The organism is Ruania suaedae (assembly GCF_021049265.1).
GTDB classification, from domain to species: domain Bacteria; phylum Actinomycetota; class Actinomycetes; order Actinomycetales; family Beutenbergiaceae; genus Ruania; species Ruania suaedae.
In genome coordinates, this window is sequence record NZ_CP088018.1 from 2,265,769 (window position 1) to 2,281,238 (window position 15,470).

At 72.5% G+C, this 15,470-nt stretch carries 13 protein-coding genes; 8 read left to right on the forward strand and 5 right to left on the reverse strand.

Annotated elements, in window-relative coordinates:
• Positions 1-143: 143 nt before the first annotated feature.
• From LQF12_RS10385 to LQF12_RS10400, 4 genes are all read left to right on the forward strand, one after another.
• Positions 144-2,378, forward strand: coding sequence for a YcaO-like family protein (locus LQF12_RS10385; RefSeq protein WP_231052863.1), 2,235 nt, complete (start codon positions 144-146; stop codon positions 2,376-2,378).
• A complete protein-coding gene (locus LQF12_RS10390) occupies positions 2,375-4,153 on the forward strand; it encodes a YcaO-like family protein (RefSeq protein ID WP_231052864.1) in 1,779 nt (592 codons plus the stop codon). Before LQF12_RS10385 ends, LQF12_RS10390 begins: the two co-directional genes overlap by 4 nt.
• Positions 4,154-4,314: 161 nt before the next feature.
• On the forward strand, positions 4,315-5,691 hold the full coding sequence (locus tag LQF12_RS10395) for a hemolysin family protein (protein ID WP_231052865.1): 1,377 nt from the start codon (positions 4,315-4,317) through the stop codon (positions 5,689-5,691).
• On the forward strand, positions 5,688-6,734 hold the full coding sequence (locus LQF12_RS10400) for a CNNM domain-containing protein (protein ID WP_231052866.1): 1,047 nt from the start codon (positions 5,688-5,690) through the stop codon (positions 6,732-6,734). The genes LQF12_RS10395 and LQF12_RS10400 overlap by 4 nt, the downstream gene beginning before the upstream one ends.
• A 4-nt stretch (positions 6,735-6,738) precedes the next feature.
• On the opposite strand, the gene LQF12_RS10405 is transcribed toward LQF12_RS10400, so the two are convergent.
• From LQF12_RS10405 to LQF12_RS10415, 3 genes are all read right to left on the reverse strand, one after another.
• Positions 6,739-7,755, reverse strand: coding sequence for an NAD(P)-dependent alcohol dehydrogenase (locus tag LQF12_RS10405; RefSeq protein WP_231052867.1), 1,017 nt, complete (start codon positions 7,753-7,755; stop codon positions 6,739-6,741).
• 26 nt (positions 7,756-7,781) lie between these two features.
• Positions 7,782-9,356, reverse strand: coding sequence for a cation:proton antiporter family protein (locus LQF12_RS10410; protein WP_231052868.1), 1,575 nt, complete (start codon positions 9,354-9,356; stop codon positions 7,782-7,784).
• Positions 9,357-9,450: 94 nt separating this feature from the next.
• The gene (locus LQF12_RS10415) at positions 9,451-10,050 is read right to left on the reverse strand and encodes a M15 family metallopeptidase (RefSeq protein ID WP_231052869.1); all 600 of its coding nucleotides are present in this window, start codon (positions 10,048-10,050) and stop codon (positions 9,451-9,453) included.
• An 86-nt stretch (positions 10,051-10,136) separates the two neighbouring features.
• Here LQF12_RS10415 and LQF12_RS10420 point away from each other — a divergent pair, with 86 nt between their 5' ends.
• From LQF12_RS10420 to LQF12_RS10435, 4 genes are all read left to right on the forward strand, one after another.
• Complete coding sequence (locus LQF12_RS10420) at positions 10,137-10,796, forward strand: response regulator transcription factor (protein ID WP_231052870.1); 660 nt, start codon at positions 10,137-10,139, stop codon at positions 10,794-10,796.
• Positions 10,793-11,872 carry a sensor histidine kinase gene (locus tag LQF12_RS10425; protein ID WP_231052871.1) on the forward strand — a complete coding sequence of 360 codons (1,080 nt, stop codon included), beginning with the start codon at positions 10,793-10,795 and terminating at the stop codon, positions 11,870-11,872. Before LQF12_RS10420 ends, LQF12_RS10425 begins: the two co-directional genes overlap by 4 nt.
• Before the next feature lie 113 nt (positions 11,873-11,985).
• Entirely contained in the window at positions 11,986-12,474 is a 489-nt protein-coding gene (locus LQF12_RS10430; RefSeq protein ID WP_231052872.1) for a GyrI-like domain-containing protein, read from the forward strand.
• Positions 12,471-13,271, forward strand: coding sequence for a MerR family transcriptional regulator (locus LQF12_RS10435; protein ID WP_231052873.1), 801 nt, complete (start codon positions 12,471-12,473; stop codon positions 13,269-13,271). Before LQF12_RS10430 ends, LQF12_RS10435 begins: the two co-directional genes overlap by 4 nt.
• A gap of 44 nt (positions 13,272-13,315) precedes the next feature.
• On the opposite strand, the gene LQF12_RS10440 is transcribed toward LQF12_RS10435, so the two are convergent.
• Positions 13,316-14,023, reverse strand: coding sequence for a response regulator (locus LQF12_RS10440; RefSeq protein WP_231052874.1), 708 nt, complete (start codon positions 14,021-14,023; stop codon positions 13,316-13,318).
• A gap of 9 nt (positions 14,024-14,032) precedes the next feature.
• A complete protein-coding gene (locus LQF12_RS10445) occupies positions 14,033-15,373 on the reverse strand; it encodes a sensor histidine kinase (protein ID WP_231052875.1) in 1,341 nt (446 codons plus the stop codon).
• Between the last annotated feature and the right edge of the window lie 97 nt (positions 15,374-15,470).

Here is a 15,470-nt window from a genome sequence, read left to right on the forward strand (position 1 = left end):
CCAGATCCTGGCCCCCAACGCGAACAACCACGGCCACGTCTCGACCGCGTTCGCCTGGTCCTGATCGCCGTACGCGGTTGCCCCCGGCCCAGCCGGGGGCAACCGCCCCACCCCCGCCACCCCTGTCGAAAGGCCCGCTCCCCGTGTCGACCCCCTCGCTCACCCTCGCTCCGCGCGTGGAGGTCCGCCCACTGACGGCGAACCGCACCCTGGTCACCACCCCCACCAGCGCCTCGTTCACGCTGGACGTCCCCGCCGCCCGCGTGTTGCAGATCCTCGATGCCTGGGCCACCGGACAGGCCAGCCCCGCTCTTCCCGAGGGCTGGCAGCAGGCCACCAGCGTGCTGCGCGAGGTGCTGGAGCGCGACGGCGCCCTCACCGCGGCCACTCCGCCCGGAGCCGACCTGGGCGAGGCGGCGCCGACCCTCGACGACGGCGACGGCTCCCAGGCGCGCCCGGGAGACCTGATGGTGACCGGCGATCCGGAGATCGTCGCCGCCCTGCAGACCCTCGCCGGCTCCGTGTGGCAGGGGCCCGCCGCGCCGCGGATCCGCGCCGTCCCCGCCGACGACTGGCAGCGAGTGGTCCACCGCGCCTTCCGCACCGGCGAGCTGCTCGTGTACGCGATCCGCGGCGGCGACGACGCCACGCTGGTGGCGCTGGACCGCCTCTGCGCCGACGCCCGCACCCCCTGGGTCGCCCTCGAGGTGACCCGCTCCGTGGTCTGGGTGGGCCCGTTCGTCACTCCGGGCGTGGGCGCAAGCTACGAGGACCTCGCCGACCGGCGCACGGCCGCCGCCTACGACGCCCAGGCCCACCGGGCCCTGCGCACCCCCGCCGTCGGGGGCGACGCCGGCCACCCGCCCCGCCACCTGGCCGAGGCGCTAAGCCAGGCGCTCGAGATCCTGACCACGCATCAGGGCGAGGGCGACGCCGTCTGGGAGATCGCCACCGACGCCACCACCCGCAGCCACCCGGTGCTCCCGCTACCGGGGCGAGTGCTCAGCGCCTCACGCGAGCACACGATCGCGGACCTGATCGACCCCCTCACCGGGCTGGTCCAGCGCACCCGGGACGTCACCCACCACCCGAGCATCCCCCCGGCCCTGGCGACCGCCCAGAGCGACGTGTGCACCATGCGCCGGGTCTCGCGCTGGGCCAACAACACCTCCTGCCAGGGCGCGGCCTTCGGTGACCCGGACCAGGCGCGGGCGAGCGCCGTGGGCGAGGCGGCCGAACGGTACTGCGGCAACCTCCTCGACACCCTGCCGGTGACCGTCGGCAGCTATGCCGGACTGCGCCGTCGTGGGATGCGCGTGCTCGACCCGGCCGCCCTGGTGCTGTACTCACCCGAGCAGTACGCCACCCCCGGCTTCCCGTTCGCGGAACTGACGCCCGACCTGGAGGTGCACTGGGTCCCCGGCCGGTCGCTGACCACCGGCGAGGAGCTGCTGGTGCCGGCCAGTATGGTCTACGTCAACTGGTTCACCGCCGGCTACTCGGCCGCCCCGGTGACCAACTTCTGCCCGTTCGCCGGCATCGCCGCGGGCCCGACCATGGACTACGCGATCACCTCCGCGCTGGAGGAGATCATCGAGCGGCACGTGACGATGGTGTGGTGGCTGAACGGGCACCCCTTCGACGCCACCGAGCCCGGCGAGCTGGCGCGGGTGTGGGACGAGGTCGGCCCCGAGCACGGCCAGCGGCCCAGTCTGATCATGCTCGACAACGAGTTCGGGGTGCCGGTGGCCGCCGGGGTGCTGCACAACGACCTCGAGACCCTCGTCAACGTCGGGTTCGCCTGTCGCGACACCCCCGAGGCCGCCGCCGCGAAGGCCTGGACCGAGGCGTGCACCCTGCAGGAGGGCAGCCGCGATCTGCTGCGCGCCGATGGCGCCCACTGGGATGCGATGAGCCGCGGGGAGCTGAACAGCCGCTCGTTCAAGCCCTGGCGCGCGGACCGGCGCTACCTCGACTCCTACCGGGCCGACATGCGCGACTGCGACGACCTGATGGTCCAGCAACAGGTGCACCTGGATCCGCGTGCCGTGGCACGCGTGGCGCCGCTGCTCGAACGGCCGGTGACCCGCACCCTCGCCGACACCCCGTCCCTGCCCGGGCGCACCCCCGCCGCCTACCGGTCCGCGCTCGAGCAGGCCGGGCACGAGGTGATCGTGGTGGACATCACCTCCCCAGACGTCGCCTCCACCGGCATGCGGGTGGTGCGGGCCATCGTGCCGGGCACTGTGGGCAACGCACCCGCCGCGTTCCCGTTCCTGGGCGGGCGGCGAGTGCAGGACCTGGCGGTCGAGCTCGGGTGGCGCCGCCACCGGCTGGCCGAGTCGGACCTGAACCACTTCCCGATCCCGCACGCATGAGGCTGGCGGTCCATGCCCTCGGTGAGGACCGCGTCCTCGCCTGCCGTGACGACGGCCGCCGGTGGGTGCTGGGGGTCGGCGCCGGCGAGCTCGGCCAGGCGGCCGCCCGCACGGCGCTGACCACACTGGCCGAGGAGGGGCCGGCCCTGCCCGCTCCGCCGCTGCACCGCGACCATGCGGTCGCCAGCCTGACCGAGCTCGAGCACTGGGCCGCCGCACTGGACGGCCCGGGTGGGGCCGGCGCCGGTGACCAGGTGGTCCGGTGGCCCTTCGCCGGATCGACCTACCGGATGTGCCTGCGCCCGGGCCGGGCCGGGGAGCTCGTCCGCGCCGCGTCACAGGCGCTGCGCGCGCGCATCCCCGAGCCCGAGCACGCGCGGGCGCTGGCCGGCCGCGCCGTCCTGGTCCTCACCGCCCCGGAACCGGCGCCGGGGAGCCCCGGCCCGGCTCCCGCACCCGGCATGCTCGAGCGGTGGACGGGCCAGGAGTGGCAGCCGCACGCGCTGGTGCCCCCGGCCGTCGTCGATCCGGTCACCGGGCTGGTGCACCGGGTGGTGCGCCGCCGCGACCCCCACGCCCCCGGTGCGTTCGTGCACCTGCACGCCGAGCTGCCGCATCTGAGCAGCGTGGACCCGCGCTGGCAGCCCGATCCGCTCGCACCGGCCGGCACCCTCGAGGCCGCCGACGGCGAACGCGTGGCCGTCCTGTCCGGGCTCGCCCACCTGTGCGGGGCCTATCAAGGTCAGGGCGAGCGGCGGCAGGCGAGTACCCGCGAGCTGATCAATGGCGGTGCGCGGGTGCTCACCGTGGGCCAGTGGCGCCCGCACGACCCGGCACTGCACACGCAGCCCGGCTTCCCGTTCCGCCCCCATGAGCAGGACCTGAGCACCTGGTGGCTGCGCGGGCGGGAGCACCCCCGCGACGGCGCCCCCTCCTCCCCGTGCTGGGTGCCGCTCAGCCTGGTGCACGCGGGCTACCTGGCCAGCGCGCTGGCGGGCCTGCCCGCCACCAACTCCCACAACCTGGTCGGGCTCCAGGCCGGCCGAAACGCACGCGAGGCGCTGGACCGGGCCGCCGCCGAGCTGCTGGCCCAGGACGCGGTGGCACGGTGGTGGTACGACGGTGGACCATCGCTGCCGGAGGTGCCACTACCCGCGCCGGTGGCCGCACGGGACAGCATGATCGCGCTGCGGATGCTGGCCGTGCCCTCGGCGACCGGTCTCCCGGTGCGGCTGGCGGTCGCCGACGACGGGGATGTGCTCGCCCTGGGATATGCCGGCGCAGCCGGAGCCGAGGAGGCGGCAAGCGGGGCGGTGTGCGCAGCCTTGATCCAGCACGCCTCAGCGCGCGATCTGACCCGGCGGGACAGCCTGATCCGGCGCGGACCCGAACTCGGCAACGGTGGGGTGGCCGGGTTGGCTCCCTACGATTCGGGGCGCCGGTACGCGAGCGCGTTCGCCGGCCGGCACCTGATGGTCGATCCCATGTGCCACCTGCAGCGCGGGCTCGACCCGGTGGTGGCGGACCGGGTGCGGGTCCGGACCCGGCCGGCACCTGGCGCCGGGCCGGAACCCGAGGCCGCGGCGCCGCCCGCCCCGATGCCGGCGCTGCTGTCCCTCTCGCCCCGGGTGGTGAGCGTGGACGTGACCACCGACCGGGTGCGCGCCGCCGGATTCTGCGCCCACCGGCTGCTGGCCACCGGGCTGCGACGGCTCACCGTGGCGGCCTTCCCCCAGCACGTGACCGACGCCCGGGAGCCCTATCCCGGCTGGTGAGCACCGCATACTGGACGGACGGGCCACCGATCACGCAAGATGGTGCTCCGGACCAACGAGAGGCAAGCTTCCCCGATGGAGTACGACAGTCCCTCGGCCGATACGGCCGACCCCTGTCATAGACCGACCCTGAACGACGCGCTCCCCACCGGAGCGACGTCATGACCATCCTGACGCTCTTGCTGGGCGTCCTGGTGATCCTCGCGATCATCGCCGCGAACGGCTACTTCGTGGCGCAGGAGTTCGCGTACATGTCCGTGGACCGGTCCCGCCTCGGGGCACGCGCCGAGGCCGGCGACACCGCTGCGAGCCGGGCCCTGAGCATCACCCGGCGCACCTCGTTCATGCTCTCTGGCGCCCAGCTGGGGATCACCGTCACCGGTCTGCTGATCGGCTACGTGGCCGAGCCGCTGGTGGGTAACTCCCTCGGCGAGTTGCTCGGCGGGGTCGGAATCCCGGACGCCGTCGGGATCTCCATCGGCACCATCGGTGCGCTGGCGATCTCCACGGTGGTGCAGATGATCTTCGGTGAGCTGTTCCCGAAGAACCTGGCGATCGCCAACCCCGAGCCGCTGGCGCTCGGCCTGGCCCGGTCCACGACGATCTATCTGGCCGTCTTCGGCTGGCTGATCACCGTTTTCGACCACGCCGCCAACGGCCTGCTGCGAATCTTCCGGATCGAGCCGGTGCACGATCTGGACTCCTCGGCCACCCCCGATGACCTGGAGCACATCGTGGCCGACTCCCGCGAGAGCGGCCACCTCCCGGAGGAGCTGTCGATGCTGCTGGACCGCATCCTCGACTTCCCCGATCAGGACGTCGAGCACGCGATGATCCCGCGCTCACGGGTAGCTGCGGTCCCCCACCACTTCACCCTCGCCGACGTGCGCGAGCGGATGGCCACCGAGCACACCCGCTATCCGGTGGTCGACGATCACGACCAGGCGATCGGCGTGGTCCAGCTCGGCGACCTGCTCGCGACCGACCTGGCCGAGGACGCTCCCGTGACCGACCTGATGCGCCCGCCGGTGGTGGTCCCCACCGCGATGGCCCTGCCCGACGCGCTCACCGAGCTCACCGGCTCCAAGAACGAGCTCGCCTGCGTGATCGACGAGTACGGCGGTTTCACCGGGATCCTGACGGTGGAGGACATGGCCGAGGAGCTCATCGGCGAGGTCACCGACGAGCACGATCACGAGCAGCCCGCCACGATCCGCACCGAGGGTGAGGACTGCTGGGTGCTGGACGGGGACGTGCACGTGGACGAGGTCGAGCGCACGATCGGTCACGATCTGCCGCGCGGGGACTACGAGACGATCGCCGGCCTGCTGCTGGACGTGCACGGCCAGTTGATCGAGACCGGTGAGTCCGTGGAGGTGCTGCTGCCCATCGATCCCGCCGACCTCGCCGAGGACGAACCCGTCCGCAACGCCCTGACCGCGGAGGTGCTCGAGGTGGAACGCCACGTGCCGGCCACGGTGCGCCTGCGACTGCACGAGTGCGAACCCGCCGAGGTCGAGGAAGAGGCCGGCTCATGACCGAGAACCCCGTATTCGTCACCGTGGCGACGATCGCGATCATCGCCCTGAGTGCGCTGTTCGTGATCGTGGAGTTCTCGCTGCTCGGTGCCCGCCGCCACCGGCTGGAGGAGTCCGCCGCCACCAGCCGCTCGGCCCGGGCCGCGCTGCGTTCGGTGAACGAGCTGACGATGATGCTCGCCGGCGCCCAGCTGGGCATCACCGCCTGCACCTTCGCCCTCGGTGCCATCAGCAAGCCGGCGGTCCACTACTGGTTGTTGCCGCTGTTCGAGGCCTCGGGCATGCCGCTGTGGACGGCCGACGCCATCGCCTTCGTGCTCTCGCTGCTGGTGGTGACCTTCCTGCACCTCGTGGTCGGGGAGATGGCTCCGAAGTCGTGGGCGATCGCGCACCCCGAGCGCTCCGCCTCGATCATCGCGATCCCGGCGCGGGCTTTCATCTGGGTCTTCCGCCCGCTGCTGGTGTGGATCAACGGCATCGCGAACAAGCTGGTGGCCGCCACCGGCGTCGAACCGGTGGAGCAGGCGGCCGTCGGCGGGCAGGACGCCGCCACCATCCGCCACCTGGTCGAGCACTCGGCCGCGGTGGGCTCGCTCGAGCCCTCCTTCCGCAGTCAGATCGCCCGGGCGATCGACCTGGAGTCACTCGAGGTCATCGCGCTGATCAAGCCCGGCGCGATCCCGACGGCCGTGCCGCCCGAGGCGACCGTGGGTGATGTCCGGGAGGCCTCGGTACGTACCGGGCACCTGCGGATCCTGGTCTACACCGAGCACGCGGGTACCCCGCGCGTGGTGCACGTGCGGGACACCCTGATGGAGTCCCAGGACCGCCCCGCAGCCGAGCTGGCGCGTGAGCCCCTGACGCTGGCCACCACCACCCCGGTGCACGAGGCGCTCGCGCGGATGCGCAGCACCAGCGAGCAGTTGGCCGTGGTGATGGACGGCGACCGGTTCGCCGGCGTGGTCACGATCACCGACATCCTGCGCCGGGTGCTGCCCGGCGGCGCCGAGCCGACCTCGACGCCGGCCCCGGCTCCGGCGTGATCGCCTAGCGCTGCGGGTTCACCAGGATCTTCATGACCTCCGGGTCCCCGTTGCGGCGCATCGCCTCGGTCAGCCCGGCCAGTCCGGTCCGGTCGGAGATCAGCGGGTCCACGTCCACCACCCCGCGCGCGATCAGGTCGATCGCGGTGGGCCACGTGCGGGTGTAGCGGAAGAGCCCGTGCAGGTGCAGCTCATGGGACTGCACCCGGAACAGGTCCAGGTCGATCCGGTCGTGACCCATGCCGAGCAGGACGGCGTCTCCTCCCGGCCGCAGGGCGCGCAGGCCCGCCTCGATCGCCGGCGGGGCACCGGAGGTGTCGATGAACACCTCGAAGCCTCGCCCCACGTGGTCGGCCAGCTCCTCCGGGGCGACGGCGCAGCTCGCCCCGAGCGCGAGCGCCAGCTCCCGCCGGCCACCGATCGGATCGGTGAGCACCACCTCGCGCGCGCCGTGCGCGCGGGCTGCGGCCGCCGTCAGGACCCCGATCGGGCCGCCTCCGGCGATCAGGACCCGGTTCTCGGTGGCGGGCACCTTCCGTACCGCGGCCAGGCCCACCGACAGCGGCTCGGCCAGCGCGCCCTGCTCGAAGGTCATCGCCTCCGGGATCGGGTGGGCGAACATCGACGGCAGCGCCATGTACTCGGCGAATGCGCCGTGCACGGGCGGGGCGGAGGCGAACTCCATCTGCTCGCACAGGTTGTAGCGACCGTCCAGGCAGTAGGAGCACTCCCGGCAGTGGCGTTGCGGTTCGATCGCCACCCGCTCCCCCACCCGTTCGGGCGCCACACCCTGCCCGACGGCGGTGATCACCCCGGCGGCCTCGTGGCCGAGGATCAGGGGCTCGGCCACCACGAGATCGCCGACCCGCCCGTGGTGGAAGAAGTGCACATCGGAACCGCACAGTCCCACCTGCTCGATCCGTACGAGCACATCCCCCGGCCGGGGCTCGGGGCGGGGGACGTCACGGATCTGCAGGTCTTCGGGGGCCACGAGCAGGCTGGCTCGCATCGTCGCGCTCATGCCCGCCAGCCTATCGAGGCGGGGACTCAGTGCTCGCGGGGAGGGACCACCTGGTCGGCGAGCGCCACACCCGCGCCGGCGTAGACGTTGAAGACGGCTTCGACGCCCTCCTCGCGCAGGTGCTCGACCTGCTCCGGATACTGGGCCACGGCCGCGAGCCGGCCGGTGAAGCCCGCCGCACGGACCTGCTCCAGGGCGAAGGTGTTCGAGTCGTGGATCGGCATGGCCAGCACCACGGTCTCGACGAAGCCTCCCGCGCAGATGCGCTGCCAGAACTCCAGATCGGTGGCATCGCCTTCGACGATGTCGTAGCCCTGGTCGCGCAGCCGGGAGACGACGCCGTGATCGTTGTCCACGCCGAGGACCCGCAGGTCGGCGTTCTCCTGCAGGCGAGCGTAGGTGGAGCGTCCGACCCGTCCCATGCCCAGCACCACCGCGTGGTAGCCGTCGGTGTCGATGGGCCGGTCGGCCGGCCGGAGCCGGGAGAGATCCTGCGCGGGCATCCGGGCCGCGATCGCGCTCGCAAGATGGGCTCCGCGGCCGTTCAGCACCGAGGAGACGACCATACTCACGGCCACCGCGATCGCCACGATCGTCAGCCAGCGCTCGGTGAGGATCCCGCTGGTCACCCCCACGGCCGTGACGATGATGGAGAACTCGGAGAAGTTGCCCAGCACCAGCCCGATCCGCATCGAGGTCCGGTTGCGCAGCCCGAACGCGCGGGTGAGCACCGCGAAGCCCGCGATGGTGATCGGCACCAGCACGACCACGAGCACGACGGCGACCAGCAGATCCGACCACCCGGGCCGCGCCCCCATCCCGATGGTGAGGAAGAAGCCGACGAGGAAGAGTTCCTTGACGCTGAACAGCGCCTTGGACAGGTCCAGGGCACGGGGGTGTCCGGCGATGAGCAGACCGATCACCAGCGCCCCGAGGTCGCCCTTGATGCCGACGGCCTCGAACAGGTAATAGCCCGGCCCGAGTGCGAGCACGATGCCGTAGAGGATGAGCAGCTCACCGCGGCCGACGTACTCCAGGACCCGGCGCAGGGCCCAGGCGGCCGGGATCAGCAGCACCAGCGCCAACGCCCACGGGCTCGGCGGCTCGTCGCCGGTGGCCGTGATGAAGATGACGGCGGCGAGGTCCTGGATCACCAGGATGGCGATCGCGGTCTGGCCGTAGAAGGACCCGTCGTCGGAGCGTTCCTCGAGGACCTTCACGCACAGCACCGTGGAGGAGAAGGACAGGGCGAAACCGATCAGCGCCAGCGTCTGCCAGTCCCCCACCTGCGCGGCCCCGACGACGCCCAGCAGACCGAGCGTGCCCGCTCCGATCAGCACGCTGACGACCATGTGGATCAGGCCGGCACCGTAGGCCTCCGGCCGCAGGATGCTGCGGATGTCGAACTTGAGCCCGATGGTGAACAGCAGCAGCGTGACACCGAGGTCGGCCAGCTCCGGCAGGCCGGAGAACGGTGCCACCTGCAGGCCCCCGAGCAGGAAACCCGCCGCGAGGAAGCCCACCAGCGGCGGCACCCGCACCAGGTGCGCGGCCACACCGAGGGCGATCGCTGCCACCAGCGTCAGCACGAGGTCCGGCATGGGACAGTCCTTCGCTCGCTCGTCCGGCCCGCTGCTGCGGGGAAGGTCCCAGCGATCGTACCGGTCCGGCGACGGACGAGAACGTCCGCTGCTCTCACCCTCCCATGCGCGGATCGTCGGTCGGGTCCTCGAACGGTGGCGGACACCCCTCCTGTGCGGCAGCCGGGCGCAACTCGTAGTGCCACGACTCGTTGGCGTAGGTCTGGCACAGCCCGAAGGCGGCGCCGAACCGCACCAGCCAGTCGATCGCGTCATAGGGCCCGATGTCGATGCCCTCCCCGAGGACATGGGCGGAGGTCTCCGCCGTCGCCACCCATCGCAGTGCCTCCTGTCTCGAGCCGTACTCGGCGATGGCCTCTTCCAGGAGCTGGTCCTGGAAGTCGGCGGAGCGCCAGCCACTGGTGATGGTGATGACCACGCCGTCCGAGCGGGCCTTGACGGTGGCGCGCTCGAGCGCGCCACGCAGCGCCGGATCGAGGTTCGCGATACCCGGCAGATGGTCGTCGAAGACGGTCGCATCCGCCGGGAGGTCGCCGCCGTCCGTGCCGATCTCCTCGGTGGCCGGACTCTCCGGTAGCGCCAGGTCGGCAGCCGAGCAGGCGCAGGTGCAGGCGAGCAGGGCGGCGGCCACGAGGGCGGCAAGCGCACCCGGGTGCCGGCGTGCGGTGCTGAGCGACGTATGAGCGGTGGTCATGCCACGACCTCAGCAGCCGCGATGTTGCCGGAGCGTATGCCGTTCCCGATACACCCGCGATAGGCCGCGCTCCCTACGCTTGGCCCATGCGCGTACTGATCGTCGAGGATGAGCCCCTCATGGCCGAGGCCATCCGGGACGGTCTGCGAGGGGAGGCCATCGCTGCCGACGTGGCGCCCGATGGCGTGACGGCGCTGGGGCTGCTCGGCACCCACCAGTACGACATCGCGGTCCTCGATCGTGACGTGCCGGGGCCCTCCGGCGACGAGATCGCCCGCCACATCGTCGACTCCTGCAGCGGCACGCCGATCCTCATGCTCACCGCCGCCGACCGCCTCGACGACAAGGCCTCGGGCTTCGCGCTCGGTGCCGACGACTACCTGACGAAGCCGTTCCAGCTGCGCGAGCTGGTCCTGCGGCTGCGCGCCCTGGACAGGCGCCGCGCGCACCATCGCCCGCCGGTGCGGGAGATCGGCGGACTCCGAGTGGACCCGTTCCGGCGCGAGGTCCATCGCGATGGCCGGTTCATCGCCCTGACCCGCAAGCAGTTCGCCGTGCTGGAGGTGCTGGTCGCCGCCGAAGGTGGCGTCGTCAGCGCCGAGGAGCTGCTGGAGAAGGCCTGGGACGAGAACGCCGATCCGTTCACCAACGCGGTGCGGATCACCGTCTCGGCGCTGCGCAAACGCCTCGGGGAGCCCTGGCTGATCGTGACGGTGCCGGGCGTGGGCTACCGGGTGTCGGGATGAGCGCGCGCTGGCGGCTGACGCTCAGCTACGCCGGCTTCCTGACGCTGGCGGGCGTGCTCCTGCTCGCCGTCGTCTGGGTGTTCCTGTTGCGGTACGTACCCGACGGCCGGATAGACACCCGCGGCGGTTTCGTCCCCAACCGCTCGGACCTGCTGCAGGCGTTCGCCCCGGCGGCGGTGGCGGCGTTGTGCTTCCTGCTCGGGCTCGGCCTGATCGGCGGGTGGGTGCTGGCCGGCCGGATGCTGGCACCGTTGCAGCGCCTCACCCGGGCCACGCGCATCGCCGCCGGGGGGACGCTCTCGCACCGGATCCGGCTCGAGGGCAGGCGCGACGAGTTCGGGGAGCTCGCGGACGCCTTCGACGCCATGCTCGCCCAGCTCGAGGAGCACGTCGCCGCGCAGCAGCGGTTCGCCGCCAACGCCTCGCACGAGTTGCGCACCCCGCTGGCGATCACCCAGGCGGTCCTCGACGTGGCCCGGCGCGATCCCACGCGCGATCGCGCGGCGGACCTGGATCGCCTCGACCGGCTCAACTCCCGGGCGATCGCCCTCACCGAGGCGCTGTTGCTGCTCAGTCGCATCGGGAAGGCGCCCCTGCACACCCGCGCGGTGGACCTGTCGCTGTTCGCAGAGGAGGCCACCGAGACGGTGCTGCCGCTTGCCGAGCAGGGCCGGGTGGGGATCGAGGTCGACGGCACCAGCGCCGTGGCTCACGGTGAGCCCACGCTGCTGCTGCAGGCGGTGACCAACCTGGTGCACAACGCCGTCGTGCACAACCACGCCGACGGCGGGGTCACGGTGAGCACGGGCCGGCGCGGCCGGACCGCCTGGCTCGTGGTGGAGAACAGCGGTCCGGTTCTCGACCCGGGCCTCGTCGCCACGCTCACCGAGCCCTTTCAACGCGGCAGTGAGCGCCGGCGAACAGGAGCGCACGACGGCGCTGGGCTGGGCCTGGCGATCGTCTCCCGGATCGTGGAGGTGCACCACGGGCGCCTGACCTTGACCGCGCGCGAGGCGGGCGGACTGCATGTCCGCGTCGATCTGCCGCTGGAGGCGGGAGCGGGAGCGGGAGGCTGAGGCGCACCGCCGTGCGCCGAGTTCCCGCGAGGGCCTTGACCTTGACCCTGGGGCCGACGGTCTGCTGTGGGTCAGCCCATCCGAACGCCGGATGGTGACCAGAAGGGATGATCATGACCGCTTTCGCCGTGGAGCAGCGCGCCGCCCGCCCCTGGGTGGGGGTGTCGATGACAGCCGAGCTGGCGCACTGGGATCGGGTCAACGCCCAGGTGCCGGCGATCTACGGCGCCCTGGCCGAGGCGGGCCACGCGCCGCTCGGCGGGCCGATCTACCAGTACCGGCGGCTGCGGACCGCATCCGACCCGATGGACCTGACCGTGGCCGTGCCGGTGGCCGGGACGGTCGAGATCGAAGGGTTCACCGCGGGCGCGCTCCCGGCCGGGACCTACCTGGTGGCGCGCCCGTCCGGCGGCCCGGATGCGCTGGCCCGCACCCACCGGCAGATGTGGGACTGGGCGCAGGTGCAGGGCCTGGACCTCGCCGTCGATGAGCGCTCCGACGGCATCCACTGGCAGGCGCGCACCGAGCAGTTCCTCACCGACCCCGAGACCGCACCCGATCGCAGCACCTGGGAGATCGAGGTCGCATACTTGGTGAGGTGACCGAGGCGCGGCTGTCGATCGGGGAGTTCAGTCGCCTGACGTGGCTCTCCCCGAAGGCGCTGCGGTTGTACGAGCGACGCGGGCTGCTGCAGCCCGACGCGGTCGATGAGTACACGGGTTACCGCTACTACGTCCGGTCCCAGGCCGGGCGTGCGCGCACGATCACGCTGCTGCGCCGTGCAGGAATGCCGTTGGAACGGATCGGCGCCGTGCTGGAAGCCACGGACGAGCAGCGCCAGGACATCCTCGCTGCCTACCGTCTCGAGGCGGTGCAGGCCCACGATCGTGCCCTCGCTCTGCTCGACGGCCTCGCGCATTCCCTGGACGCCGAGCGCGACGGTGCCGGTCAGGTCTCCTGCGCCACCGTGTCGACCCGTCGGGTCCCGGAGCAGCCCTTCGTCTCGACGACGGTACGCACCACGGCGGCCGATCTGCCCACGCACATCGAGCGCTGTGCCGCGGCGCTCTCGCAGCGGGCTGGGTCGGCCGTGGCCACCCACCGGCCGCTCGTGGTCGTCTATCACGGGGAGGTCAGCTGGGAGTCCGACGGTCCGATCGAGGTGCGCATCCCGGTGGGGACGACCCAGGACGCGGACGAGGTGGAGCCGGCCGGATCGGAGGTGTTCGTCGAGGTGCCCTACGCCGAGGTGCAGTTCCCCACGATCCTTCGCTCCTTCGACGCGGTGCGGGCTGCGGCAGGCCGTGTGCCGCGTCGCCCGGAGGGCTCGCCCCGGGAGATCTACCTCGACGGCGACCCCTTCCGTTGCCAGGTGGCGCAGCGATACGTCGTCCGATAGGGCCCATTCACGAGGCGCGTCAGGCGGCGGTGGGCAGGGCGCCCTCAGATCCCGCCTTCGACGGGTTGCTCGCTCCCTACTTCTCCTGAGCATGCGGTGTGGACCAGGATCGCCAGCTGAACGCGGTTCGAGAGCGCGAGCTTGGCGAGGGCAGCCGAGAGGTGCACCTTCACGCTCGAAGGTGACAGGTAGAGCTCCTGCCCGATCTCTGCGTTCGAGAGTCCCCGGGCAACCGCGGCCCCCACCTCGCGCTCACGAGCGGTCAGGGTCTCGAGACGGGCGAGGGCGGCCTGACGCTCCGTCGGCTCGGGAGGGGTCCGGCCGTCCGTGCCGCGGGTGGCCAAGGTGATCAACGACCGGGTGACCGCCGGGGAGAAGGCCGGTTCGCCGGCTGCCACGCGGCGCACGGCCTCGAGGATCTCGGCCGGCGGAGTGTCCTTGAGCAGGTACCCGCACGCACCGGCGCGCAGGGCCGAGACCACCGTGGCGTCCGCTCCGAAGGTCGTCAGCATCAACACCGACGGCGCCGCCTCGCCCATGCTCGACAGGGCTGCCGTCGCGGCCACCCCGTCCAGGCTCGGCATCCGGATGTCCATCAGGACCACCTGGGGTTGCAGGCGTGCCACGGCGCCGGCCACGTCCGCGCCGTCACCCACCTCGCCGACGACCTCGATCGAGGGGTCGGCGCCGAGCATCAGGCGCAGACCGGAGCGCACCAGCGGGTCGTCGTCGACGAGGAGCACGGTGACCATCGCCCCAACCTATGACGCCGGTTCGCCGCGCAGCGGGATCTGCGCCTCCAGCACGTGTTCGCCCTCGCGCACGGTGCGTTCGAAGGTCCCCGCGTGCACCTGCACCCGCTCGGCGAGTCCGAGCAGGCCCGAGCCTGTGCTCGCCAGCTCGGCGGCGCTGACCCCGGGCAGCACCCGGTTGCCGACCCGCACGGTCAGGCAGGGCGCCACACCCCGGGCGTGGGCGTCGAGACGGACCCTCACCCGGCTACCCGGAGCGTGCTTGCGCGCATTGGTCAGACCTTCCTGCACGATCCGGTACGCCGTGCGCTGCACCGATTCCGGTACCGGGACGCCGGAGATCCCGGTGGTCTCGAGTTCGACCTGCTGGCCACTCCCGCGCGCCTCGGCCACCAGCGCCGCCAGCGCGCTCAGGGTCGGGGCCGGCGGTGCGGTACCGCCCTCGTCGGTTCCCGGGCCGCCGGCCGGCCCCCGCATCAGCTGCAGGACCTCTCGCAGCTCGTCCAGGGACTGGTGGGCGCTACGGCGCACGACGGCCACCGACTCGGCCAGCGCCTCCACCGGCACCTGCGCACCGGACGCCTGCCCGAGGCGCAGCTCCAGCGCCCCGGCGTGCACGGCCAGCAGGGAGAGCCGGTGCGCGAGCACATCATGCATCTCGCGCGCGATCCGTTCACGCTCGGCGGTGCGCGCCGCCGCCACGGTGCGCTCCTGCTCCTGCCTGGCCTCCTCCACCCGCGCCACCAGCACCCGCACCAGCTGCCGGCGTGCCCGCACCATCAGGCCGGCCGTAGCGGCGAGCAGCACCCACAGGGTCACGATCACCGTCCATGCGACCGGGTTGCCGATCTCGGCCGGCACGAACATCAGCAAGTGCGGGACGGCCAGCAGCTGGGCCAGGATCGCCACGCCGTAGCCCCACCGCCACCCCCGGTGCAGTGCCAGCGAGAAGAACGCCACGATGAGAGCGAGGCCGCCGCTGTTGGAGACGGTGCCGATGACCGCCGCCATGACCCCCACGACGAGCGGGAACTCCCGCCGCCACCACAGCGCCAGGCACATGAGCGCGCCACTGACCAGGTCGACCCGCCACAGCCACACCGGCACCGGGGCCGTGGACGAGAGGCCGAACGCCTCCGCCGCCCAGCCGGCCAGGCACACCGCGAAGACCAGCGCATCGACGCCCCAGTCACGGGCCGTGCGAGGGCCGGCCCCCTCCCCCGGCGCGGAACGGGGGACCCCGGTGCGGCGTGACCGTCGCCGCACCGTCCGGGCGAGCTCGCCCGGCAGCAACCAGGTGTCGATACCGCGCGCGGGGTCGCCGGTGCCGTCGCGGTCGCTGCTGCTCATGGCCTCAGCGTAGGAGCGGGACGACCGGGATGGTCCTACCCGATCGGTCAGCAGGTGTGACCGATCGGCCGATCCCGGCGCGCCCGCCGGCCGTCAG